Genomic DNA, 22,198 nt, shown 5'->3' on the forward strand with positions numbered 1-22,198 from the left:
AATCTGCACTTATAACATTGACCACGCCCAATTAAGGGCGAAATTAAATGAGGGTTACATGCTAGGCGCAATTTCGAGCATTTTTACCGCGGATATGGCCATCGATTTAGGGACGGCCAACACGCTGGTTTATATCAAAGGCAAAGGCATTGTTCTAAATGAACCCTCGGTTGTCGCCTATAGTATCAAGGATGGACGCAAAGAGGTCTTGGCAGTGGGCGAAGACGCCAAGCTGATGCTGGGGCGTACCCCTGGTAGCATCGAGGCCATTCGCCCCATGCGCGATGGTGTGATTGCTGATTTCGATGTGGCCGAAGAAATGATCAAACATTTCATTCGCAAGGTCAACAAGCGCTCTAAACTATCAAAACCGCGTATCATCGTTTGTGTGCCCCACGGTGCGACCCCTGTGGAAAAACGCGCCATTCGCCAATCAGTGTTATCCGCTGGTGCACGCAAAGCAGGCCTGATCGCAGAGCCGATTGCTGCGGCCATTGGTGCGGGCATGCCGATTGCTGATCCCACTGGTTCTATGGTTGTGGATATTGGTGGTGGAACCACCGAGGTGGCGGTTCTGTCCCTGGGCGATATCGTTTATGCGCGTTCTGTGCGCGTGGGCGGGGATCGCATGGACGAGGCACTGATCGCATTTTTACGCCGCCAGCAAAACCTATTGGTAGGCGAGAGTACCGCAGAGCGGATCAAGACCGAAATTGGTACCGCGCGCATGCCCAAGGATGGCAAGGGCAAGTCCATCAAAATTCGCGGACGTGATTTGCTAAACGGTGTGCCCAAAGAGGTAGAGCTAACGCAGGCACAAGTGGCGGATGCCTTGATGGAGCCCGTGCAGCAAATTGTAGAGGCTGTGATGCAGGCACTGGAGAGCACCCCCCCTGATTTAGCCGCCGACATCGTAGACCGCGGTGTGATGTTAACCGGTGGCGGCGCATTGCTGGGCGATTTAGATTTGGCCCTGCGCGAGCAAACCGGTCTGCCGATTTCCGTGGCCGAAGACAGTTTGAACTGTGTGGCCTTGGGTACCGGCAAATCGCTGGAATATGAAAAACAACTCTCACATATCATCGACTTTGACAGCTAGGGCCCACGCTCAGTTTTGGCCCAAGGGATAAATCTTGGCACGTAACGACAGCAGTGATGTACAGTTTCTTAAAATGCTCGGCCGATTAGGCTTGGGCATTTTTTTGCTGATTTGTTTCGCGCTGTTTATGCTATGGCGGATTGATAATCCGCGCGCAGAGCGATTGCGCATGGCGGTGGTTGATCGATTTGTTCCCAATATGGATCCTTTGATGGCGCCGGTGAACAAGCTGTCGCAGATGGGGCGCGATTTTCAATCATATGAGCGAATCTATAGCCAGAACCAAGAGTTGCGCCGCGAATTACAGCGTATGAAATCATGGCGCGAAGCCGCCATTCAGCTAGAGCAAGAAAATGCCCGCCTGTTGGATTTGAATAAGGTAAAGCTAAGCCCGAAGTTAAGTTCGGTATCTGGCAAGGTGATCACCGACAGCGGTAGCCGGTTCCGTCAATCTGCGCTGATCAATTTGGGCCGCGAGGATGGCATGACAGAGGGTTGGGCCGCGATGGACGGGCTTGGCTTGGTTGGGCGGATTGTGGCCGTCGGCGAAAAATCATCTCGCGTGGTATTTGTCAGTGACACCTCTAGTAATATTCCGATATTGATCAAACCCTCGAATCACCGTGCGATACTAGCAGGCGACAACACATTACAGCCGCCGCTGAAGTTCGTGGAAAGTATTGCGCAAATTCAGCCCGGAGATCGGATCATCACCTCAGGAGATGGCGGGGTTTTCCCCTCGGATCTGCTGGTTGGGCAGGTGGTTTTGGGGGCAGATGGGCAACTGCGCACGCAACTGGCCGCAGATTTCCGCAGGCTTGATCTGCTGCGTGTTATCCGCTTTGCGCCCAGTGCGCCGATCACCGAGCCTGACCGCCTGATTGGGCCGGTATTGCCCAAGGATTTTGATCAGGAGGCGGTAGATGGATAAGGCATCTCCCCTGCGTATTGCCAGCATGCGCTTGTTATTCATTGGGTTGTGTTTCATGGTTATTTTCATGCAGTTGATCCCAATATCAATGACGCCGCAATCGATCGTTTGGCCTGATGTGATCCTATTGGCGGCATTGGCGCTCGTTATCCGTCGCCCCAGCTATGTTCCCTTTTGGGCCTTGGGGATTGTTTTTTTGCTCTGTGATTTCTTGCTGTCGCGGCCATTGGGGTTGAACAGCTTTCTCGGATTGATTGTCAGTGAAATGGTGCGGCGCAATCGCGCAGCCTTTCGAGAGATGGTTTTTCTCGTCGAATGGGCCAGTGTTGCTGGTCTGTTGCTTGGCGCGGCAATTGCCAAAGAGGCGCTGTTGTTTTTGACATTTTCCGATGTCACCCCGTGGTTTGATTGGCTGATACAGCTGGGTGTTTCTATCCTGTGCTACCCGCTGATGGTGATCACAGTATCGACCCTATTTTGGGCATGGAAATCACAGCCACCCATCTCCAAGGTCTTTGGGCGCGCCACATGAAGCACAAAAAATCACCAACGGACAAGGATTTCACCAGCCGCATCAGCCGGCGCGCGCTATTGTTGGGCTCGGGTCAGCTGGGCTTGGCGGGGGTTTTGGGTTGGCGGATGCATCAGTTGGGTGTGAAACAGGCCGACCAATTCCGCCTGTTGGCGGAAGAGAACCGCGTGAATATTCGTCTACAGCCCCCGGCGCGGGGATTGATTTATGATCGCTCAGGCAATCCGCTGACCCTAAACCGTCAGGTTTACACCATCGAGATTGTACGCGAACAGGCCGATGACCCAGAAGAGGTCTTGCGCCGCCTAGCACAGCTGATCCCCCTGCCCGACAGCCAAATCCAAAACGTTCTTGCGGAAATGGCCCGTAGGCGAGCCTTTGTGCCCGTAACGGTTGCTACGGGGCTGGAATGGGAACATATCGCCGCCGTATCTGCCAATTCTCCGGTTTTACCGGGCATCACGCCACAGTTGGGCCTGAATCGCCAGTACCCGCGAGGGGCCGATTTTTCTCATGTGGTGGGCTATGTGGGACCGGTATCTGATTATGACCTGAGCCAGACCAATGACAAGGATCCGCTGTTGCTGATCCCAAGGTTCCAAATTGGCAAAAACGGCATCGAGGCCAAGATCGAGCAAACGCTGCGCGGCAAGGCAGGCCTTAAGCGTATCGAGGTGAATTCCGTTGGCCGGGTGATGCGCGAATTAGATGCGCAGGCCAGCACACCGGGCACCAATGTTCAGCTAACCGTAGATGCCGAATTACAGCGCTTTGCCTTAGAAAAGCTACAGGGCCAAAGTGCGGCCGCCGTGGTGATGGATGTAAACAATGGCGATATTCTGGCTCTTGCCAGCGCACCTACCTTTGATCCAAATAAGTTTGTCGATGGGATTTCTGTGCCTGATTGGAATGCACTGAATGGGAACAAATACCGTCCGCTGGCGAATAAAACCGTACAGGGCACCTATCCCCCTGGATCAACGTTTAAGATGGTTGTGGGGCTGGCAGGATTACATTTTGGGCTGATCAACGAACGCGAGCGGGTTTATTGCCCGGGCCATATGGAAATTTCTGGTCGGCGGTTTCATTGTTGGCGTCGTGGTGGTCATGGCAATGTGAATCTGCGCGAGGCCTTGCGCGGATCGTGTGATGTGTATTTCTACGAGCTGGCCTTGCGCATTGGAATCGAGCGGATATCACAGGTGGCGCGGACATTAGGGGTGGGTATTCGCCCCGATATTCCCCTGCCTGCGGTGCGCGAGGGGCTGGCCCCCACCAAAGATTGGAAAAAGCGTGTCAAGCAGGAGGATTGGCTGATTGGGGATACCGCCAATTCCGGCATTGGTCAGGGATTTGTTTTGGCCTCACCTATTCAGCTGGCGATTATGACAGCGCGCTTGGCCAGTGGCACCCAGATAGAGCCGCGCCTTGTAAACATGTTTGATGACAAGCTGGAACCGGTAAGGGGTGCTGAGAAATTGGAATTTGATCCGCGGCATTTGGATATGGTGCGCGCAGGCATGTATGATGTAACCAACCACACCCGTGGCACCGCCTATCGTTCCCGCCTTAAGGATACGGTAATGGCCGGCAAAACCGGCACCACACAGGTGCGTGCCATTTCCAAGCGCGAGCGCGAGCAAGGCATTATCAAAAACAAAGACCGCAAATGGGAATGGCGCGATCATGCGCTGTTTGTGGGCTATGCGCCTTTTGATAATCCGCGCTATTCTGTGGCGGTGATTGTCGAACATGGGGGGGGTGGTTCAGCCGCCGCCGCACCCATTGCCAAACTGGTGATGGAGAAGGCAATAGAGTTGGGCCAGAGCGGCTATGGGCCCTTGCCCAGCCAAAAGCGCAATGACCTGCGCCTTCGCGAGGAGCCTACGTGACCTATCTGATCAACTCCATTCAGCGGGTACCACAGGGATTTCGCAAAGTATTGTATTTTCACTGGCCGTTGGCGCTATTGCTAACGGCGGTTAGCAGTGCGGGCTTTTTGATGCTGTATTCGGTATCTGGCGGGGATTTTTCACGCTGGGCAGAGCCGCAGCTGACGCGCTTTGTCATGGGATTTATCCTGATGATAATTGTGGCGTTTATCCCGATAAAATTTTGGCGCAACATGTCAGTTGCGGCCTATATCGGCGGGGTGGTTCTGCTGGTTTTTGTGGAAATGTTTGGCGCGGTGGGCATGGGGGCCCAGCGCTGGATTGACCTGGGGTTCATGCGCCTTCAGCCCTCTGAATTGATGAAGGTTGCCTTGGTGATGATCTTGGCGCTGTATTATGATTGGTTAGACGAGGATCAGGTATCCAAACCCCAGTGGCTCATCCCGCCCCTGTTTTTAACAGCCCTGCCAATGGCATTGGTTCTGAATCAGCCTGATCTGGGCACCGCGATCCTTTTGGCCGGTGGTGCAGGGGTTGTGATGTTGTTGGCGGGGGTTAGCCTTTGGTATTTTGCCGCTGCGGGGTCATCGATCATTGCGATGGTTGGGGCGATTTTGCAATCGCGCGGTACCGAGTATCAAATCCTAAAAGATTACCAGTATCGCCGTATCGAGACATTTTTGGATCCTGCATCGGATCCTTTGGGGGCTGGGTATCACATAACCCAGTCAAAGATCGCCCTTGGGTCGGGCGGGTTTTCCGGCAAGGGTTATATGCAGGGCACCCAGAGCCGCCTGAACTTTCTACCTGAGAAGCATACGGATTTTATTTTCACCACCCTTGCCGAGGAGTTTGGCTTTGTTGGCGGAATCACGTTATTGGGGCTATATATTCTGATAATTGTCTGCTGTTTCCTAACCGCAGTGCAAAATAGAAATCGCTATGCGGCGTTGCTAACCTATGGGGTGGCGGCCACATTTTTCTTCTATTTTGCCGTTAATATGCTGATGGTGATGGGCATGGCCCCCGTGGTGGGTGTGCCATTGCCATTGGTCAGCTATGGTGGTTCTGCAATGCTGGTTTTGTTGGGGGCCTTTGGGCTGGTTCAATCTGCGCATATTCATAGGGCCAGATAATGACCGGTGTCCTATATGCGGGGCGCTCGGCGCAGTGGGAAACCTATCGGGGGTTGTTGGCTGAACCTCTTAGCGCATTGCGCCCTGACCTTTCGTTGATAAACATGAGCGATGGTCAGGTTTCAGCACCAGAGGATGTGGAATACATCCTTTATGCGCCAGATGGGCCCTTGGTTGATTTTGCACCATTCATAAATACCAAGCTGGTGCAGAGCCTTTGGGCAGGGGTTGAACGGGTGGTGGGTAACCCCAGCCTCAACCAGCCATTGGCCCGCATGGTAGAGGATGGTTTGCGTCTGGGCATGGCCGATTATGTGATGGGCCATGTGATGCGCCATCATCTGGACAGCGATTATTTTGCACAGGCCGCGGCGGGCACGTGGGATCCCCACCGTGTCCCCCCCCTAGCCCGAGATCGCAGGGTCGGTATTTTGGGGCTGGGTGCGCTAGGCGGTTTCGTCGGCCAAAAACTGGCGCAATACGGGTTTAACGTAGCTGGTTGGTCACGCAGCGCCAAAAACCTGACAGGAATTACCAGTTATCACGGGGATGCGGGGCTGGATCAACTCATACGCCAAAGCGAGATAGTGGTTTTGCTGTTGCCCCGTACCGCGGCTACCGAGAATATCATAGACGCCGCGCGTCTGGCGCAAATGCCGCGCGGAGCGGCCATCATCAACCCCGGGCGAGGCCAGTTGATAAATGATGCGGATTTGCTTGCGGCGCTGAATTCTGGGCATATATCGGGGGCCACGTTAGATGTGTTTAGAACCGAGCCATTGCCCGCCCAGCACCCCTATTGGGCGCATCCCAATGTTCTGGTGACCTCGCATATCGCCAGCGTAACCCGCCCAGAACATGCCGCAGAGGTTATTTTGGATAACATAGCGCGTAGCCTAGAGGGGCGAGAAATTCTAAATCTGGTTGATCGCGATGCAGGGTATTAATGTAATTTAGGTGGTTTAGCCGGGTTCATTCCTGGTGCATCTGGCGCTGTAGGCGCGATGACCTCGGGTAAATCAAAGCGAAGCCCCTGTGTGGCCAGCTTGGCACAAATTGGGTCAGAGGCGCGCAAAAACAGCACATCCAATGCCGCCGCTTCGATCCCGCTAAAAGTGATGGCCTCGGATATGGCATTGGCGATAGCCGTTTGCGCATCCGGGGCGGCATTCACAAAGGCCAGTGCAGCGTTGCGGGTTTGATTATCATAGGTGATATCCGCTAAATAGGCAGTATCTGCCAGCCCTGCCATAGCGGCCAATTTCAGATCCAGCGCCACAACGATTTGTTCTGGCACGGATGTGGGGGGGGCGACAGATTCTGGGGTGGCAGTGGTTTCCGCGGCGCTGGTGATCATGCTGGCCATCCATTCAACCGCATCCGCAGGTAACAGGATAGAAGAGCTGGCCACAGCCAAATTCAGGCCCAGCCCGATGTTGCGCCCCGCCAGCATTTGTACGATGTTGCGCCCCGATAATCCCACATAAGGCACGGGTTTTTCTGCAAAGGCCGCAAGGCGTTCTTCGCGGTCAAATATCAGCGCGAAATCTTGGCCCTCGGCGGCAAAGATCTCTGGTGTGGCGCTGGTGTCTGTGGGCTCTTGTGCCAACATCAGGAACAATTCTGCCTCCATCAAGCGCTCGTAAAAGGCAAGGCGTACAGTTTCGTTACTGGGCTCGGCTTCCATGGCGCTGTGGGCTTTGTCAATCGCGGTCATCTTTACGAATCCTAAGTGTTATGCGGCGCAGGGCTGGCAAAGGGTGGCGCGCAAACCGCAGAGTTAGCCCCCAGTATTGCGCCCTACCCCAAGCGGCAAGGAAAAAACATGCGAAACAGGGTCGCAGTGTACGCCAGCGCGGTGTTTGGCCAACCTATCAGGTATGATCTGGGGCCAAAATTTGGGTAACCTTTGCTTGGATGCGCGGGATCACCGCCTGTTCGAACCAGTCATTCTTGGCCAGCCATCGATTATTTCGCGGGCTTGGGTGGGGCAGAACGAAGGTTCCATCGGGTGCCTGAGCCGCCTGTTTCACCGCATCTGTAACCGAGAGCTTTTTCAGCGCCGGAAGGTGCCATGCGATGGCATAGCGCCCCAACACCAGCGTCAGCTGTACCTGAGTAAGGGTTTCCATCACATCTGTGCGCCAAGCCTCGGCGCATTCTGTGCGCGGTGGTTTATCGCCCGCGGGTGTTGAGCCTGGAAAGCATAGCGCCATGGGAAAAATTCCGATGCGGTCATCGTGGTAAAAGGTCTGGCGATCCAGCCCCAGCCATTGGCGCAATCGATCCCCAGAGGGATCATCAAAGGGGCGGCCCTTTTTGTGGGTAATGCGCCCTGGCGCCTGACCTGCGATTAGGATTTTTACATCTGGCGAGAGTTTAAATAGAGGTTTGGGGCCAAGCTCTAGTCCAGTGCATAGGGTACAGTTGTGCATTTTTCTAAACAGCGCTTGTGCCTTGGTTGGCATATGTCCCCCTGAAGATGGCCCAAGTATTGGGGCATTTTAGGGGACGAGCCTGTGCTGTCCAGTGTCTAGTAGGGATCGTATTGACGCGTGGAATAAACAGACAGGTCAGGCAAATCAGTCAGCGACTGCATCAGACCCATGCCCATGCCGATTAGGAATTTGTTAATAAAGTTTGCTCTGTTACATCTCTGCGACAGGATATTCATTTGGCTGTCGCATATGACTTCTAGCCTTTTCCAAGGAATAATCCTCAACCACTTGGAGAAGACGCTATGTCCCTCAAAAAAACTCTGCTTGCTGCGACCATGGTGGTCTCGTCAAGCACATTGGCTTTCGCAGAAACAAACATCACATGGTGGCACGCAATGGGCGGTAGCCTAGGTGAAACCGTGAATAAAATCGCGGCTGATTTCAACGCAAGCCAAGATAAATATGAAATCACCCCTGTTTTTAAGGGCACCTACGAAGAAACACTTACTGCGGGTATCGCAGCGTTTCGTGCCGGCGAACAACCAAATGTTCTACAGGTTTTTGATGCCGGCGCGGCAACAGTAATCGGTGCCCAAGGCGCCACCATTCCTGTTCAAGATTTGCTCAGCCAGAATGGCGTGACCTTTGATATCAATGACTATATCGCTGGTGTTCGTTACTTCTATGCCGATGCAAATGGCAAAATGATCGGCATGCCGTTCAACTCGTCTACACCGATCATGTATTTTAACACCGAAGCCTTGGCCAAGGCGGGCGTTAGCGCCCCGGCAACATGGGAAGAGTTCGCAGAAACAACCGCACCCGCCCTAAAGGCCGCCGGTTACATCCCGCTAACGCAGTCTCACCTGCCGTGGATTTTCACCGAGAACTTCTTCTCGCGTCATGACATTCAATTTGCTTCGAATGACAATGGCTACACGGGCAGTGATACCGAAATCAACATCAACCACCCTGCAATCAAGGCGCATTTCACTGCCCTAAAAGAGTGGAAAGATGCTGGTTTGTTTGAATGGCTGGGCACCAGCTGGGGCGACAATGCGAAACCCTTCGAAGAAGGCAAGGCCGCGATGTGGCTTGGCTCTTCTGGGTCATTTGGCGGGTTAACCAAAAAGGTTGATTTTGAATTCTCAGCCACCATGCTGCCCTATTGGCAGGGTGTAACCGAGACCCCCAAGCAGACCTTTATTGGTGGGGCGGCATTGTTTGCCATGTCTGGCAAATCTGATGCGGAAAACAAGGCAACCGCTGAGTTCTTTCGCTATCTAACATCTGCGGATGTGCAATACATGTGGCACCAAGAGACCGGCTATGTGCCGATCACCGAGGCCGCCTATGAATTAGCAAAGAGCGATGGCCATTATGATGGCGCGCCTGCGGCAGAGGTTGGTATTCAGCAATTGTCTTTGCCAGCTGGCGAATGGACCAAGGGCTACCGCATGGGGTTCTATGTGCAAATTCGCGATGTGATGAACCGCGAATATGGGCGCATCCTAACCGGTGAAACCACCGTCGAGGATGGCTTCGCCGCGATTGAAGCCGAGGCAAACAAATTGCTGGCTCGTTTCGCAAAAACCCAAGGCTAATTTCCCCAACAATCCCAAGCGGCCCGGGCGTTCTTCCGGGCCGCATTTTTTCGGAGTATCTCTTTTGAAACGTGCTGCTTTTACCCACCCATGGATGCCGGTATTGTTGCTGATCCCACAGCTGACGATCATCGTCTTCTTCTTCTACTGGCCCGCTGTCGAGGCCCTTCGCTCTTCTTTTTACCTTCAGGATCCCTTTGGATTTGGGGGCACATTTGTGGGGTTGGAAAACTATTTTACGCTGTTTCAAAACAAAGAATACCTGCGCATCAGCCTCTTTACCGTTATCTTCACCCTAAGTGTTACGTTCTTCTCTTTGGCATTTGGATTGGTGTTTGCGGTCAAGGCAGATAAGGTGCTGCGCGGTGCATCCACCTATAAAACCATGCTGATGTGGGTTTATGCCGTGGCGCCGCCCGTTGCGGGCCTGTTAGGGGTTAGCCTGTTTTACCAAGGTCATGGGCTGATCACGCAAATATTTGCCCTATTCGGATATGAGTTTGTGGTGGGCGTGAATTACAAGGATACCGCATTTGCGATGATCGCCGTTTCCATATGGAAACAGGTGCCGATCAATTTCATCTTTTTTCTGTCGGGCTTGCAATCTGTGCCACGCTCTATTCGCGAGGCGGCCATGATCGAGAATGGCTCTCCCTTCAACCGGTTTTGGACGATCACGTTCCCTCTATTGGCGCCGACTGCTTTTTTCTTACTGATCACCAATATCACCTATTCACTGTTCGATACCTTTGGAGTGATTGATGTGATGCTGCGCAGCGAGCCGGGCAACAACCCGATGACCCTGACCTACAAGGTCTATGTAGATGGGTTTCGCGGTAATGAATTGGGCGGTTCTTCCGCGCAATCGGTGATCTTGATGGTGCTGGTTCTGGCGCTAACTGTTTTTCAATTCCGGCTGATTGAGCGCCGGATTCATTATACCTGAGGCCGCTATGAAGTCTTCTGTTACATCCGCCACCAATCTCCCCAAGATCAACCGCAGGCGGCGCTTGGTTAAATGGGAAACGGTTATCGACCATTCGGTACTCATCCTTGGGTCTGCTCTTATGCTGTTCCCAGTTTTGCTGACGATCATGACCTCTAGCTATGACAAGCTGGCCTTTGCTAAGAATGGTCTACAGTTCGGCTGGAGCGACAAATTCATCGAGAATTATAACAAAGCCTTGTTCGAGCCTAGCGGATTTAGCGGCACCATCGATGGCATGACCATGCTATCAAACTCGCTGATCTTGGGTTTGGGGTTTGCCGTGGGCAAAATCGTAATTTCTATGATGGCGGCCTATGCGATTGTGTACTTTCGGTTTCGCTTTGCGACATTCAGCTTTTGGATCATCTTCACGACCCTGTTGTTGCCACTAGAGGTGCGTATCCTCCCCTCCTATGAGGTGATCCAGAGCTTTGGCCTGACCAATACCTACACGGGCCTGATTGTGCCGTTGATTGCATCGGCCACGGGCACGTTCTTCTTTCGTCAGTTTTTCAGATCTGTGCCAGAAGAGCTGGTAGAGGCGGCGCGCATTGATGGCGCGGGCCCTGTAAAATTCTTTATCGATATTCTGGTGCCCCTGTCCAAGACCATGATTGCAGCCATGTTCATCATCATGTTCGTCTTTGGGTGGAACCAATATTTGTGGCCTACATTGATCACCACCGAAGAGGGGATGTTCACCTTGGTGCGGGGCATCAAAAACATCATCCAGTCCTTTACCGACAGCAATGCGATACCGGAATACGGGGTGGGAATGGCGCTGACCATCATCACCATGTTGCCCCCTGTATTGATCGTAGTCTTCTTCCAGTCTTGGTTCGTCAAAGGGCTGACCGAGTCTGACAAATAGTCTTAATTAGAAAGTAAACTTATGGCACATGTATCGCTGAAAGCGCTCGAGAAAATATATCCAAACGGATATCACGCCGTGCATGGCACCGATTTAGAAATTCAGGATGGAGAGTTCATCGTGCTGGTTGGCCCATCGGGCTGTGGTAAATCCACGCTGCTACGCATGATTGCTGGCCTAGAGGATATCACATCGGGGGATTTGGAAATCGGGGATCGCTGGGTCAATGATTTGGATCCTGCGGATCGCGATATTGCGATGGTTTTTCAAAACTATGCGCTTTATCCCCATATGACCGTCTATAACAACATGGCCTATGGCCTGCGCAATCGTAAAATCAGCAAAGAAGACATAGATGCGGCGGTGCGCGGGGCGGCGGATATGCTGAACCTAAACGACTATCTAGACCGCAGGCCAAGCCAGCTGTCTGGTGGTCAACGTCAGCGTGTTGCTATGGGGCGGGCAATTGTGCGCGAGCCTGCGCTGTTCTTATTCGACGAGCCGCTGTCGAATTTGGATGCAAAACTGCGCAATCAGATGCGCATCGAAATTCGAAACTTGCAGAAAAAGCTGGGCACCACATCTGTATATGTAACCCATGATCAGGTCGAGGCGATGACCATGGCCGACAGGATTGTTGTGCTGAACGCGGGGCAGATCGAGCAGATCGGTACACCGGCTGAGATCTATCACCAACCTGCTAGCGTTTTTGTCGCCAGCTTTATGGGCGCGCCCCCCATGAATATGCTAGAGGCCACCCTAAATGGCGCAGGCGCGATCGAGGTTGCCGGTCTTGGGGCCATCGGCGCGCTGAATTCCACCCCCTATTCAGGGCCAGTCAAGGTGGGTATTCGCCCCGAGAAGGTCAAGCTAAGCAACAGGCAGGAGGGCGATAACCAGCCCTTCATTCATGAATTCACCGAAGAGTTGGGGGCCGCACGTCTGGTGCATGGCCGCTTGGGCGATATGCCCTTTGTGGTGAACCTGCACCAAGAAGACATGATCCCAGAAGGCGCGTTATTTGCATCCCTGCCGGTGGAAACATTGCATGTTTTTGAGGCCGATACCGGCAAAAGGGTTGCGGTATGAGGCTTTACACCCAGGCTCTCTGTCAGACGCTACCTGCCGTTTCCTCGGAATTAACCGATAGAATTCTGGCCGCACCGCGCACCCCGCAGGCGCATCGCGCATTGATGGCACAACTAGAGGCTCTGCATAAAATCGAGGTGAAATGGGAGGGCAGCGTATCTGCGCCTCTACCACACGAGGTAACAATTGCTGCATGGAACCTAGAGCGCTGTCTAGATCCGATCGCATCGGCCCATACCTTAGCGGCGCATGCCCCAGACATTGTTTTGCTATCAGAAATGGATTGCGGCATGGCCCGCACCCACCAAGCCCATACCACCCAGATTTTGGCCCAGAGCATGGGCATGGGCTATGCCTATGGTGTAGAGTTTCACGAGCTGGGTTTAGGCAGTGGCCCCGAGTTAGAGCGTGTGGTTGATGATCACAATCAGTCCGGCTGGCATGGTAATGCGATTTTGTCAAAAACACCCCCCAAGCAGATATTCCAAATTCGGCTGGATGATCACGGGCATTGGTTTTGCGGTGCGCAGGGGGTGGATGATGCGCAGCCCAGAATTGGCGGGCGCGTTGCAATCGCGGCCATATTCCCCACGACACAGGGCTATGTTTGTGCGGTTTCCACACATCTGGAAAGTGCTGGAAATATCGGCATCCGCCAGTCGCAGGTGGATCGAATTATTGCCGCGGTGGATGATTTTGCCCCGGGCCTACCGGTGGTGATCGGGGGCGATCTGAACACAGGCAACAACCTTGCCAGCAATGATTGGCGCGACGAAACCCTCTTTGCCGCCGCCGAGCGCCAGGGTTTTTCCTTTGAGAATAATGCCGGTGGTGTAACCACACGGCCCAGCCGCCTGACGCGGTTTCCGGATCGGGCGATGAAGCTGGATTGGTTTTTCCACCGCGATTGTAAAGGTTTGGACTGCGAAATCGTTGCAGCGCTAGATACCAGCGGTGTTCCCCTCTCTGATCACGAGATGATTTTGGGGCGGTTTTCCCTATAGCGACATTCCAACGCGTCTGTCACCAGCAAATGGGCCGGCGCGCAGACGCTAGCTAAAGAAAATCACCAGTAGCGCCAGCCCCAGCAGGGCCGCGATGGACATCACCATCGCACCGGCAGGCCAGCTGGCGGCGCGCGAGCCATCGGGGCCGTGGCTGTGGTGCAGGCGGTGCACCAGACGCGCGGCGCTGCGGTTTATCATCCCTGTAACCCCTCGAAACAGTGCCGCCACCACGAAGGCCAGATAGCGCATAACGCTGGGCGTGAATTTGCGATAAATCACATCGCTGTCCATATTCACCGCACGGATTTCTGGCGGATGCAAACCAGCGCGGAAAATCACCGCAAAGGCCAGTAGCGCAAAGAACAACAGCTGTAGCTGTGCCACCACGTGATCCATTGTATAGGGATGATAGTCCAAATCATAAGGCAAGAGCGCGTATAGCGGATCTGGATAGACCCCAATGGCGATGCACAAGAATGCCGTGATCCCCATGGCCCAGAGCATGTGACGTGGTGCCTCTTTGGGGCGCATACCGCTATCATGGGCAAAGAAGGTGAAGAAGGGGATTTTAATCCCCGAGTGTGACAGAACACCTGCGGAGGCAAAGACCAAGCACAACCAGATGATCAATTTGTGTTCCTCGGCCACTGCGGTCAAAGTAAGGGATTTGGTAACAAAGCCCGAGAACAGCGGGAAGGCCGAAATAGAGGCCGCGCCGATAAGACAGAAAACAGCTGTAAGCGGCATGGTGCGGTATAGACCGCCCAGTTCTGATGCCTTGGATGTACCAGTTCGGAACATCACGGCCCCCACAGACATAAACAGTAATGCCTTGTAAAGAATATGTGCAAAGGCGTGGCTGGCTGTGCCGTTTAGGGCCATCTCTGTACCGATCCCTACACCCACAACCATAAAGCCCAGCTGGTTGTTCAGAGAATAGGCCAGCACGCGGCGCAAATCATTTTCAATTTCGGCAAAGAAAATCGGGAACAGTGTCATAACCGTACCGATATAGATCAAAATCTCGGTACCTGCGAAACCACGTGCCAGCGCATAGACCGCCAATTTGGTGGTGAAGGCCGATAGGATAACCGTGCCGGTGATTGTGGCGGCGGGGTAGCTGTCTTGTAGCCAGTTATGGAGTAATGGAAACGCGCATTTCATCCCAAAGCTGATGAATATCAGCCATGTGCCCAGCGAGGCCAGCTCCATTTTATCAAAGGTGATGGTGCCTGTTTCGGCGAAGAACACCGCAACACCGGCGATTAAGATAACCCCTGATGCGATTTGAATGATCAGATAGCGCATGCCCGTGGCATAGGCCCCCGCAGTACCGCGCGCCCAAATCAAGAAAACCGAAGCAATGGCCGTCCCTTCCCAATAGAAAAACAGGGTGATCATATCGCCTGCTTGGGCTGCACCAATGGCAGAGCCGGCATAGGCCAATGCCGCCACCTGTTGCAGGCTGTCACGCAGGTGCCATGCGAACAGATTGCCCAAAAATGCCGCCAAACAGAAAATCAGCACGAAGATACGTGATAATTTATCAAGGCGCATGAATTCCAATTCGAACCCAAAAAACGGGATCTGGGCGAAATTGCCAAGCCCTGTGTTCCAGACCAATACGGCCGATAGGATCGGCGTGCCCAGCATCACAATATTTCGCGCCAGCCCCTTGGGCAGGATCAGGATCAATGCGGCCGCGGCAAAGAAGATAAAGGCGGTGGGGATGGCTTCAATCATCATTGTGGTTCAGCCTTTGTAATTGGTCTTCGGGATAGTCTTCGCAATCGATAGCCTTGTCGCCATAAAAATCCTCGCGCCGCTTGACAAGAATGCGCAAAAACGTTGCCGCAAAAATCAGCGCCGAGAACATCACAAACCCATAAATGGCATAAAAGCCGCGCGCCTCTTCCATGTGGAAATGACCGTGCATATGAAACGTCCAGCTGAGGCCAAAGCACACGACACAGATCGCACAGAGCACATAGAAAATCTTGGTGTCATTGCCGGGGCGGTCAACCCAGCCTAGCATACGCCCCAGTTTGGGGTAATCCTCGGGGTTATCCTCGGGGGTATCATGGGGATTATTGTGCATCGTAACCTCCTGTGGTGACGATTGGGGCCAAGAAATCCTGCAAAACGCCCGCATAAAAGAACAAGATCACACAGCCTGCAGCCGTAAGTGCAGGGGGCAACCAAACCAACAGAGGGGCCTCGCCGTATGTGTTAGGCTGGCCCTCGGGCGCGGGTAGGAAAAACGCCCGTGCGACGATCGGGATCAGGTAGGCAACATTTAGCAATGAGGAGAGTGCCAGCACAGCAATGATTATAATATACCCGCTGTCCAACGCACCGATCATTAGCAGAAATTTCGGCCATGAACCGCCCAAGGGCGGCAGGCCGATGATAGAAAGTGCGCCAATTAGGAACGCAATAAAGGTGATCGGCATGGCGCGCCCTAGGCCCACCATGTCTGATATTTCGGTTTTATGATAGCGCACATAGATCGCACCTGCACACATGAACAGGGTGATCTTACCCATGGCGTGCATGGCGATATGCAGGCCGCCCCCCAGCGCACCTGCCGAGCTGGCCAGCGCCATGCCCAATGTGATGTAGGACAGTTGCGAGATCGTTGAATATGCCAGACGCTTTTTCAAATTATCCTGATACATCGCCACAACGGATGCTGCGATAATCGAATAAGCCGCCAGCCACATAAGCCATTCCGAGGCACCCGTTTGGGCAAGAAAATCAATACCAAATATGTAAACCCCGACCTTAAGCATGGTGAACACGCCTGCTTTTACGACCGCCACGGCGTGCAACAGCGCCGATACAGGTGTGGGGGCGACCATCGCCGCCGGAAGCCATTTGTGAAATGGCATCAGAGCGGCCTTGCCAATACCAAAGGCATATAGCCCCAGCAGAACCGGCACGACCCAGCCGGTGGCCTTGCCCGCAAGGATACCACCTTGGGTGAAATCCAATGTACCGGTCAGGACGAATGTCCAGATCACCGCTGTTAGTTGCAGGGCAATTGATGTGCCGATCAGAATGGCCAGATAGGTGCGCGCACCGCGGATCGCCTCAGGCGTGCCTTTGTGTGCCACCAAGGGATATGTAGAGACCGTTAGGATTTCATAGAACAGAAATAGCGTGAACATGTTGGACGAGAACGCGATGCCCATCACCGAAGAAATCGCCACTGCAAAACATGCAAAAAACCGCGCGTGGTGCTTCTCGTTATTCCCGCGCATATACCCCACGCCATAAATATGGGTTAGAATCCACAGGCCAGATGCCACGATGGCAAACAATAAGCCCAGCGGTTCGACGTTGAAGGCGATATCGATTCCAGGAAAAACCGTTAGCAGAGTAACGGCCTCGGTTGTGCCATTGCCCACATTGCACAGGATCACCAGCACAAAGCCAAAGGTCCCAAGGGCCGATGCAAAGGTTAGCCCATCACGCAGGTTCTCGCGGTGGGCGAAGGCCATATTTCCGCCCAAGGCAACCAAGGGCATCAGCATCGCGGCAAAAATTGCGGTGGTCGTATCCATCAGTGCACCGCACCTTTCATTTCCAACATCCCTTGGGATCCTTCAAACAGACCTGCTGCAGCTTGGGCCGCAGCGCCAGCGATCAGGTCGGTATCAATTCCAAACCAGATACAGGCAATGGCCAGTACCCACATGGGCACCAGCATCAAGAGTGGCGCCTCTTTGGCGCGGATATCAGTTGCGGGGGCCATCAGGTACATCGCCTCGAATGCGCGCCACACATAAACAACCGCCAACAGGGACGACAGCACCACAGAGACCGCGATGGCCAAATACATCGGGTTATCCGGCGCGCGCTCAAATGCTGCCTGCACCAAATACCACTTGGAAATAAAGCCAGCCGTCCCGGGCACTCCGATCAACGACAGCCCCCCGATCACCAGCGCCGCCCCCGTCAGGGGCATCTGTCGGCCAAGCCCAGCGATTTGGGCATAAAATGACCCGCCTGCCCGCAGAACAAATGCACCCACCCCCATAAACATCAAGGCCTTGGTGATCCCGTGGTTAAACAGGTGCACAATACCCGCCGTCAGGCCCGTCTCGTTTAGGATAGCAACGCCCAGCAGGATGTAGCCGATCTGTGCCACAGAGGAATAAGCTAGCATGCGTTTGAAATTGGTTTGAAACGCCGCCACGAAAGAGGCCGAGAACATCGCGATAACGGCCAACGGCAAGAAGATCATCTCCAGCGTATTGGTCGCATAGGTGAATTCTGGGCGGTAAACCGAAAACGTAAAGCGCAGCATCACATAGATTGCCGCCTTGGTTGCCGTGGCCGCAAGGAATACTGTCACGGCCGAGGGCGCGAATACATAGGCCTTGGGCAACCACAGGTGCAATGGGAACATGGCAATTTTCAGCCCCATCCCGACAATCACAAAGGCAAAGCCAGAGCGCACGGTGCGATTGGCGCCCTGATCGGCCAATCGATCTGCGATATCCGCCATATTCAGCGTGCCCGTGGCCATATAGATCATGCCCAGCCCGATCACAAAGAACGTGGCCCCGATAGTGCCCATGATCAGATAATCGTAAGCCGCCGTTAGTGCGCGGCGATCGCGATCCGCGCCCATAGCCACCAAAACATAGGTGGAAAGAGAAGAGATTTCCAAGAAAACAAACACATTAAATGCATCCGCCGTGGCGACCATGCCCAACAGGCCCGTAAAGCACAGCATCCAGCAGGCATAGAACAGCGTGTGATCGCGACGTTTGATCTCGTCGGCCACAGAAATCAGCGCATAGGGTAGAGTGATTGTACCGATAAGCGATATCAGCATTAAAACGAAGGCATTGGCCGCATCAATGCGGTATTCGATACCCAAGGGGGGCTCCCAGCCGCCCAACGTATAGGCGATATATCCGCCATCCTTGACCTGCCACAACAGCATTAGGGATACGATCAAAGATAGAGCCGATGCCACAAAGGCCAAAGGCCAGGCAAGGCGGCGCGAGCCAAGGAATACGATTATCGGGCCTGTACAAAACGGGATCAACACCTGTAGCACTGGCAGGTGGTCCATCAACGTGCGTGCGGTATGTTCAACAGTATGAGGTTCAACCGCCATCAGGCCATTCCCCCCATTGCGTTACCATGTTTGGCATTATCTTCGCGGGTCATGTCTTGCTCGATATGGGTAATGTCTTCTTCATCAATGGTATCAAAGGCCTCGCGGATGCGCACAATCAATGCAAGCCCCAGAGATGTAGTCGCTATGCCCACTACAATGGCCGTTAGGATCAGCACATGCGGCAATGGGTTTGAATAGGCGATACCCGCCATGGCCTCGGTATCCACATGGAATTTGTCATCCATGGGCAGGATCGGGGCCGTGCCGCCGCTGACCTTGCCGATGGAAATATAGAACATGAAAACCGATACCTGAAAGATATTCAGCCCGACGATTTTCTTCACCAGATTGGTTTTATCCACCACGATATAGAGACCCGTCATCATCAATACGATAAACAGAAAGTAATGCGCATGGTCGGCCAGAAACCGCAGATCGAACAGCTCAGACATCACCAATCCTCATCAGAAATCGCAGGGGGGCGACCCGCAAAGGCATAGTAGATCGCCACCATCACTCCCGTAACAGTAACGCCCACACCAAATTCAACAATCAACAAACCCCAGTGTTGCCCGTGGGTTGGGTGATGCGGCGAGAACGCCCCGTAATCTAGATAATCATACCCCAGAAACATCGAAACAACCCCGGTGCCTGCATAGATCAAAACCCCAAGGGCAACCATTTTGTGCACGATCCACGCCGGGAACACTTGTTTCACCTTTTCCAGACCAAAAACAATGCCATAGATGATAAAGGCCACAGCCATAATAACCCCAGCCTGAAATCCACCACCAGGTGAGAAATCGCCGTGGAATTGCACATACAGAGCAAAGACAATGATCGTACCAACCAACAGTTTGGTTACAACGCGCAAAATCAGGTGATGTTGGATCATTGCTCTTCGCCCTCTTCTTCGCGCCGACGTGCAAGGCCAGACAGCAACAACAGAACCCCGATACCAGCGGTAAAGACAACGCCCGTCTCGCCCAGAGTATCAAAGCCGCGATAGCTGGCCAAAATACCCGTAACCGCGTTTGGCACATCGATATCCGTGGGGGTGCGTTCCAGATACAGTGCCGCCACATGGTTCTGGGCGGGGGTATCCTTGGCCCCGAATGCCGGCATATCCAGCGTACCATAGATCAGGGTGGCCCCCGTAACACCCACCACAATCAGTGGCACCAGCGCATTATGGCGCGGTTTTTTCTGCACAGGCTTGGTCAAGGCGATAGTGCTCAACATCAATACGGTGGAAATCCCCGCACCCACCGCCGCCTCGGTAAAGGCCACATCAACCGCATCCAGCGTAACAAACAGCAATGCCGACAACAGGCTAAAAACACCTGATAACATCACCACCGCAAACAGGCGGTCAATCCGCACAATTGCCAGCGCGGTTAGCACCAGCATTGTGAACAAAACAAAATTGACGAAAAGCTCGATCATTTTTCATCCTCTGGTGCGCCATCTCGGGGCTTTAGCCCAGAGACGAGGGCCGCGTTTGCCACCGCATGTGTTGATGTGGGGCCAGTAATAAACAGGAATACCCCGATCAAGATTAGCTTTACGGTAATCAGTGAAAGCCCGGCCTGCAGGCACATCCCCAGAAGCAGCAGGATCATGCCGGCGCTATCGGTGACCGAGGCTGCATGCAGGCGCGACCAGAAATCAGGAAAACGCACCGAGCCAATGGCGCCAATAATAGCAAAGGCCCCGCCCCCCACGATACAAATCCAGCTAAGTATTTCGATCGCCAACAAATACAGGGTCATTCGTCCACCTCTCGGTTTTCCAAGATATCCCCAATCGCGCGGTAGCGGAAAAATTTCAAAATCGCGATCGTACCAACAAAATTGATCAAGGCATAGAGCATGGCAATATCCAGAAAATCAGGCCGCCCTGTCAGAAACCCCAACACTCCGATAAACAGCACCGTATGCGTGCCAAATGAATTCGCCGACAGCACCCGATCATAAAGCGTGGGCCCCGCATACAGGCGCACCAAAACCAAAGCCATCGCCACAAACAGGGCAATCGCCCCAATAAGGAACATCAAATCAATTGAGCCGGTTATCATGCTGGGGTGCTCTCGGTTCTGGATACTTGGGTGTCCATTTTGGCGATTTCCGCTTTGTCTTCTGGGCCATAGGAAAGGGCATGCACAAGAAAATAATCATTTTCCAGCTCTACCGAGATTGTCCCAGGTGTTAGGGTGATGGAATTGGCGAAAATGGTCTGGCCAAGATCGGTTTTCTGAGAAAACGGTACGCGGAATAGTTTTTGGTTAATAGGCATTTCCGGAGAGAGGACAATCTTGGTAACTGCCCAATTAGCCTTGGCAATTTCTACCAGCAACCAGCAGGTATATTTTATCATTTGTAGGGGGCGCAGATTAATGGTCAGGCGCTCAGCATCGGCGGCATTATCCATACGGCGTACAATCCAAACCGCGAAAACACAGCTGAAAAATCCAAGGCCAACAATGATAGGTTTATAGACGCCAGACAAAAGCAGCCACAACACGAACAGAAACATGACGGTTAAAACTGATCTAAACACGCGATTCCCTTCCCTTTCGGGTAAGATAAGGTTTTGCAGATGCGGGGCAAGGGTGTTTTTCGGCCCTTAGCCGCGTTCCTGACGGAGGTTTGGCAAGGGTAATAGGCAGAGTTTACCTAAATTGCTATGGAAAAATAAACCAAAATAGAGGGATTGGCTAAACTTGCGAAAACTTGGTTAACACCTTATCTGATACTGGTGTACCGTCTGGCGATTGCACTGCAAGGGATCCGCATGATTGAATTTCAAAACGTTTCCAAATCTTTTTGGACTGGCCAAACCCGCAAGGTAATTTTGGACAAGTCCTCCTTTGTGATCGAGCCTGGCCAGAGCTTGGGCATATTGGCGGAAAACGGCACTGGTAAAACCACCCTGATCAATATGATGTGCGGCATCGAGAAACCAGATGAGGGCAAGGTTATTCGCCGGTCTCGCATATCTTTTCCCCTAGGGTTTTCAGGCGGAATCGCCCCCAAGCAGTCCGCACAGGAGAATTGTCGTTATATCGCACGCCTTTATGCGTTGGATCCCGATTATGTCGAATCTTTTTGCCGCTATATCTGTGATTTTGACGCCTATTTCGAGATGCCGGTTTCCACCTATTCGCGCGGCATGCGCGCTCGGTTTTCATTGGCGATTTTGCTATCGTTGGACTTTGACTATTACCTCATCGATGAGGGTATGCCCAATTCCACCGATGCGGCATTTAATGCCCGAGCGGGCGAGATTTTAATGCAGAAACTCCAAAATGCCACCGTAGTGATTGTATCCCATAATGAACGTATTTTAGAAAAATTCGCCCATAAAGCCGCCGTTTTGGGCGATGGGCGGTTACAATTTTTTGACTCTTTGGCTGATGCTAAAGAGATCTATGACTATTCTAACGCTGGTTATTTCTAGCCAGTTTAGCCCTAT

24 protein-coding genes are annotated in these 22,198 nt (G+C 53.2%); 12 read left to right on the forward strand and 12 right to left on the reverse strand.

All coding sequences use genetic code 11. The features are described 5' to 3' along the window. Window positions 1-58: 58 nt before the first annotated feature. From QQL62_RS12775 to QQL62_RS12800, 6 genes are read left to right on the forward strand one after another with little or no spacing between them, the layout of a single operon-like run. Window positions 59-1,099 (forward strand): rod shape-determining protein, encoded by a 1,041-nt coding sequence (locus QQL62_RS12775; protein ID WP_284379915.1) that lies wholly within the window; start codon window positions 59-61, stop codon window positions 1,097-1,099. A gap of 34 nt (window positions 1,100-1,133) precedes the next feature. Then, on the forward strand, window positions 1,134-2,030 hold the full coding sequence (gene mreC, locus QQL62_RS12780) for a rod shape-determining protein MreC (RefSeq protein ID WP_284379917.1): 897 nt from the start codon (window positions 1,134-1,136) through the stop codon (window positions 2,028-2,030). After that, window positions 2,023-2,562, forward strand: coding sequence for a hypothetical protein (locus QQL62_RS12785; protein ID WP_284379919.1), 540 nt, complete (start codon window positions 2,023-2,025; stop codon window positions 2,560-2,562). The genes mreC and QQL62_RS12785 overlap by 8 nt, the downstream gene beginning before the upstream one ends. Then, window positions 2,559-4,454 (forward strand): penicillin-binding protein 2, encoded by a 1,896-nt coding sequence (mrdA, locus tag QQL62_RS12790; protein ID WP_284379921.1) that lies wholly within the window; start codon window positions 2,559-2,561, stop codon window positions 4,452-4,454. Before QQL62_RS12785 ends, mrdA begins: the two co-directional genes overlap by 4 nt. Further along, window positions 4,451-5,590: a rod shape-determining protein RodA gene (gene rodA / locus QQL62_RS12795; RefSeq protein WP_284379923.1), complete on the forward strand. Its 1,140-nt coding sequence runs from the start codon at window positions 4,451-4,453 to the stop codon at window positions 5,588-5,590. The genes mrdA and rodA overlap by 4 nt, the downstream gene beginning before the upstream one ends. Beyond that, window positions 5,590-6,537 carry a 2-hydroxyacid dehydrogenase gene (locus tag QQL62_RS12800; RefSeq protein WP_284379929.1) on the forward strand — a complete coding sequence of 316 codons (948 nt, stop codon included), beginning with the start codon at window positions 5,590-5,592 and terminating at the stop codon, window positions 6,535-6,537. Before rodA ends, QQL62_RS12800 begins: the two co-directional genes overlap by 1 nt. Here QQL62_RS12800 and QQL62_RS12805 read toward each other — a convergent pair. After that, a complete protein-coding gene (locus QQL62_RS12805) occupies window positions 6,534-7,307 on the reverse strand; it encodes an SseB family protein (RefSeq protein WP_284379934.1) in 774 nt (257 codons plus the stop codon). The two genes, QQL62_RS12800 and QQL62_RS12805, sit on opposite strands and share 4 nt — an antisense overlap. Before the next feature lie 157 nt (window positions 7,308-7,464). Beyond that, window positions 7,465-8,058 (reverse strand): uracil-DNA glycosylase family protein, encoded by a 594-nt coding sequence (locus QQL62_RS12810; protein WP_284379936.1) that lies wholly within the window; start codon window positions 8,056-8,058, stop codon window positions 7,465-7,467. A 272-nt stretch (window positions 8,059-8,330) separates the two neighbouring features. Between QQL62_RS12810 and QQL62_RS12815 the strand changes: the two genes are divergently transcribed. From QQL62_RS12815 to QQL62_RS12835, 5 genes are all read left to right on the forward strand, one after another. Beyond that, complete coding sequence (locus QQL62_RS12815) at window positions 8,331-9,632, forward strand: extracellular solute-binding protein (RefSeq protein WP_284379939.1); 1,302 nt, start codon at window positions 8,331-8,333, stop codon at window positions 9,630-9,632. A gap of 64 nt (window positions 9,633-9,696) precedes the next feature. Further along, window positions 9,697-10,578 carry an ABC transporter permease subunit gene (locus QQL62_RS12820; RefSeq protein ID WP_284379942.1) on the forward strand — a complete coding sequence of 294 codons (882 nt, stop codon included), beginning with the start codon at window positions 9,697-9,699 and terminating at the stop codon, window positions 10,576-10,578. Window positions 10,579-10,585: 7 nt separating this feature from the next. Then, entirely contained in the window at window positions 10,586-11,491 is a 906-nt protein-coding gene (locus tag QQL62_RS12825; RefSeq protein WP_284379944.1) for an ABC transporter permease subunit, read from the forward strand. A 21-nt stretch (window positions 11,492-11,512) separates the two neighbouring features. Then, window positions 11,513-12,580, forward strand: coding sequence for a sn-glycerol-3-phosphate ABC transporter ATP-binding protein UgpC (ugpC, locus tag QQL62_RS12830; RefSeq protein ID WP_284379947.1), 1,068 nt, complete (start codon window positions 11,513-11,515; stop codon window positions 12,578-12,580). Beyond that, entirely contained in the window at window positions 12,577-13,584 is a 1,008-nt protein-coding gene (locus QQL62_RS12835; RefSeq protein ID WP_284379949.1) for an endonuclease/exonuclease/phosphatase family protein, read from the forward strand. Before ugpC ends, QQL62_RS12835 begins: the two co-directional genes overlap by 4 nt. Window positions 13,585-13,632: 48 nt before the next feature. Here QQL62_RS12835 and QQL62_RS12840 read toward each other — a convergent pair whose 3' ends face one another. From QQL62_RS12840 to QQL62_RS12885, 10 genes are read right to left on the reverse strand one after another with little or no spacing between them, the layout of a single operon-like run. After that, the gene (locus QQL62_RS12840; protein ID WP_284379952.1) at window positions 13,633-15,333 is read right to left on the reverse strand and encodes a Na(+)/H(+) antiporter subunit D; all 1,701 of its coding nucleotides are present in this window, start codon (window positions 15,331-15,333) and stop codon (window positions 13,633-13,635) included. Next, window positions 15,323-15,685, reverse strand: a complete 363-nt coding sequence (locus QQL62_RS12845) for a hypothetical protein (RefSeq protein WP_284379954.1) — start codon at window positions 15,683-15,685, stop codon at window positions 15,323-15,325. Before QQL62_RS12845 ends, QQL62_RS12840 begins: the two co-directional genes overlap by 11 nt. Next, a complete protein-coding gene (locus tag QQL62_RS12850; protein ID WP_284379956.1) occupies window positions 15,675-17,153 on the reverse strand; it encodes a monovalent cation/H+ antiporter subunit D family protein in 1,479 nt (492 codons plus the stop codon). Before QQL62_RS12850 ends, QQL62_RS12845 begins: the two co-directional genes overlap by 11 nt. Continuing rightward, a complete protein-coding gene (locus QQL62_RS12855) occupies window positions 17,153-18,721 on the reverse strand; it encodes a monovalent cation/H+ antiporter subunit D family protein (RefSeq protein ID WP_284379959.1) in 1,569 nt (522 codons plus the stop codon). Before QQL62_RS12855 ends, QQL62_RS12850 begins: the two co-directional genes overlap by 1 nt. Beyond that, complete coding sequence (locus QQL62_RS12860; protein WP_284379961.1) at window positions 18,721-19,176, reverse strand: cation:proton antiporter subunit C; 456 nt, start codon at window positions 19,174-19,176, stop codon at window positions 18,721-18,723. The genes QQL62_RS12855 and QQL62_RS12860 overlap by 1 nt, the downstream gene beginning before the upstream one ends. Then, window positions 19,176-19,619: a Na(+)/H(+) antiporter subunit B gene (locus QQL62_RS12865; protein ID WP_284379963.1), complete on the reverse strand. Its 444-nt coding sequence runs from the start codon at window positions 19,617-19,619 to the stop codon at window positions 19,176-19,178. The genes QQL62_RS12860 and QQL62_RS12865 overlap by 1 nt, the downstream gene beginning before the upstream one ends. Further along, window positions 19,616-20,170, reverse strand: a complete 555-nt coding sequence (locus QQL62_RS12870; RefSeq protein WP_284379967.1) for a DUF4040 domain-containing protein — start codon at window positions 20,168-20,170, stop codon at window positions 19,616-19,618. Before QQL62_RS12870 ends, QQL62_RS12865 begins: the two co-directional genes overlap by 4 nt. Then, window positions 20,167-20,496: a monovalent cation/H(+) antiporter subunit G gene (gene mnhG / locus QQL62_RS12875; RefSeq protein WP_284379969.1), complete on the reverse strand. Its 330-nt coding sequence runs from the start codon at window positions 20,494-20,496 to the stop codon at window positions 20,167-20,169. The genes QQL62_RS12870 and mnhG overlap by 4 nt, the downstream gene beginning before the upstream one ends. Next, window positions 20,493-20,801, reverse strand: coding sequence for an MrpF/PhaF family protein (locus QQL62_RS12880; RefSeq protein WP_284379972.1), 309 nt, complete (start codon window positions 20,799-20,801; stop codon window positions 20,493-20,495). The genes mnhG and QQL62_RS12880 overlap by 4 nt, the downstream gene beginning before the upstream one ends. Continuing rightward, window positions 20,798-21,283 (reverse strand): Na+/H+ antiporter subunit E, encoded by a 486-nt coding sequence (locus QQL62_RS12885; RefSeq protein ID WP_284379975.1) that lies wholly within the window; start codon window positions 21,281-21,283, stop codon window positions 20,798-20,800. Before QQL62_RS12885 ends, QQL62_RS12880 begins: the two co-directional genes overlap by 4 nt. 234 nt (window positions 21,284-21,517) lie before the next feature. Here QQL62_RS12885 and QQL62_RS12890 point away from each other — a divergent pair, with 234 nt between their 5' ends. After that, window positions 21,518-22,183 carry an ABC transporter ATP-binding protein gene (locus QQL62_RS12890; RefSeq protein WP_284379978.1) on the forward strand — a complete coding sequence of 222 codons (666 nt, stop codon included), beginning with the start codon at window positions 21,518-21,520 and terminating at the stop codon, window positions 22,181-22,183. Window positions 22,184-22,198 lie beyond the last annotated feature (15 nt).

It is taken from the genome of Amylibacter marinus (assembly GCF_030160015.1).
GTDB lineage: Bacteria > Pseudomonadota > Alphaproteobacteria > Rhodobacterales > Rhodobacteraceae > Amylibacter > Amylibacter marinus.

Excerpts from the sequence above, each read along its gene's own strand:
- QQL62_RS12775 (WP_284379915.1), top strand. The coding sequence starts at position 59 with ATGCTAGGCGCAATTTCGAGCATTTTTACCGCGGATATGGCCATCGAT.
- QQL62_RS12785 (WP_284379919.1), top strand. The coding sequence starts at position 2,023 with ATGGATAAGGCATCTCCCCTGCGTATTGCCAGCATGCGCTTGTTATTC.
- mrdA (WP_284379921.1), top strand. The coding sequence starts at position 2,559 with ATGAAGCACAAAAAATCACCAACGGACAAGGATTTCACCAGCCGCATC.
- QQL62_RS12800 (WP_284379929.1), top strand. The coding sequence starts at position 5,590 with ATGACCGGTGTCCTATATGCGGGGCGCTCGGCGCAGTGGGAAACCTAT.
- QQL62_RS12805 (WP_284379934.1), bottom strand. The coding sequence starts at position 7,307 with ATGACCGCGATTGACAAAGCCCACAGCGCCATGGAAGCCGAGCCCAGT.
- QQL62_RS12810 (WP_284379936.1), bottom strand. The coding sequence starts at position 8,058 with ATGCCAACCAAGGCACAAGCGCTGTTTAGAAAAATGCACAACTGTACC.
- QQL62_RS12815 (WP_284379939.1), top strand. The coding sequence starts at position 8,331 with ATGTCCCTCAAAAAAACTCTGCTTGCTGCGACCATGGTGGTCTCGTCA.
- QQL62_RS12825 (WP_284379944.1), top strand. The coding sequence starts at position 10,586 with ATGAAGTCTTCTGTTACATCCGCCACCAATCTCCCCAAGATCAACCGC.
- ugpC (WP_284379947.1), top strand. The coding sequence starts at position 11,513 with ATGGCACATGTATCGCTGAAAGCGCTCGAGAAAATATATCCAAACGGA.
- QQL62_RS12835 (WP_284379949.1), top strand. The coding sequence starts at position 12,577 with ATGAGGCTTTACACCCAGGCTCTCTGTCAGACGCTACCTGCCGTTTCC.
- QQL62_RS12840 (WP_284379952.1), bottom strand. The coding sequence starts at position 15,333 with ATGATGATTGAAGCCATCCCCACCGCCTTTATCTTCTTTGCCGCGGCC.
- QQL62_RS12845 (WP_284379954.1), bottom strand. The coding sequence starts at position 15,685 with ATGCACAATAATCCCCATGATACCCCCGAGGATAACCCCGAGGATTAC.
- QQL62_RS12850 (WP_284379956.1), bottom strand. The coding sequence starts at position 17,153 with ATGGATACGACCACCGCAATTTTTGCCGCGATGCTGATGCCCTTGGTT.
- QQL62_RS12855 (WP_284379959.1), bottom strand. The coding sequence starts at position 18,721 with ATGGCGGTTGAACCTCATACTGTTGAACATACCGCACGCACGTTGATG.
- QQL62_RS12860 (WP_284379961.1), bottom strand. The coding sequence starts at position 19,176 with ATGTCTGAGCTGTTCGATCTGCGGTTTCTGGCCGACCATGCGCATTAC.
- QQL62_RS12865 (WP_284379963.1), bottom strand. The coding sequence starts at position 19,619 with ATGATCCAACATCACCTGATTTTGCGCGTTGTAACCAAACTGTTGGTT.
- QQL62_RS12870 (WP_284379967.1), bottom strand. The coding sequence starts at position 20,170 with ATGATCGAGCTTTTCGTCAATTTTGTTTTGTTCACAATGCTGGTGCTA.
- mnhG (WP_284379969.1), bottom strand. The coding sequence starts at position 20,496 with ATGACCCTGTATTTGTTGGCGATCGAAATACTTAGCTGGATTTGTATC.
- QQL62_RS12880 (WP_284379972.1), bottom strand. The coding sequence starts at position 20,801 with ATGATAACCGGCTCAATTGATTTGATGTTCCTTATTGGGGCGATTGCC.
- QQL62_RS12890 (WP_284379978.1), top strand. The coding sequence starts at position 21,518 with ATGATTGAATTTCAAAACGTTTCCAAATCTTTTTGGACTGGCCAAACC.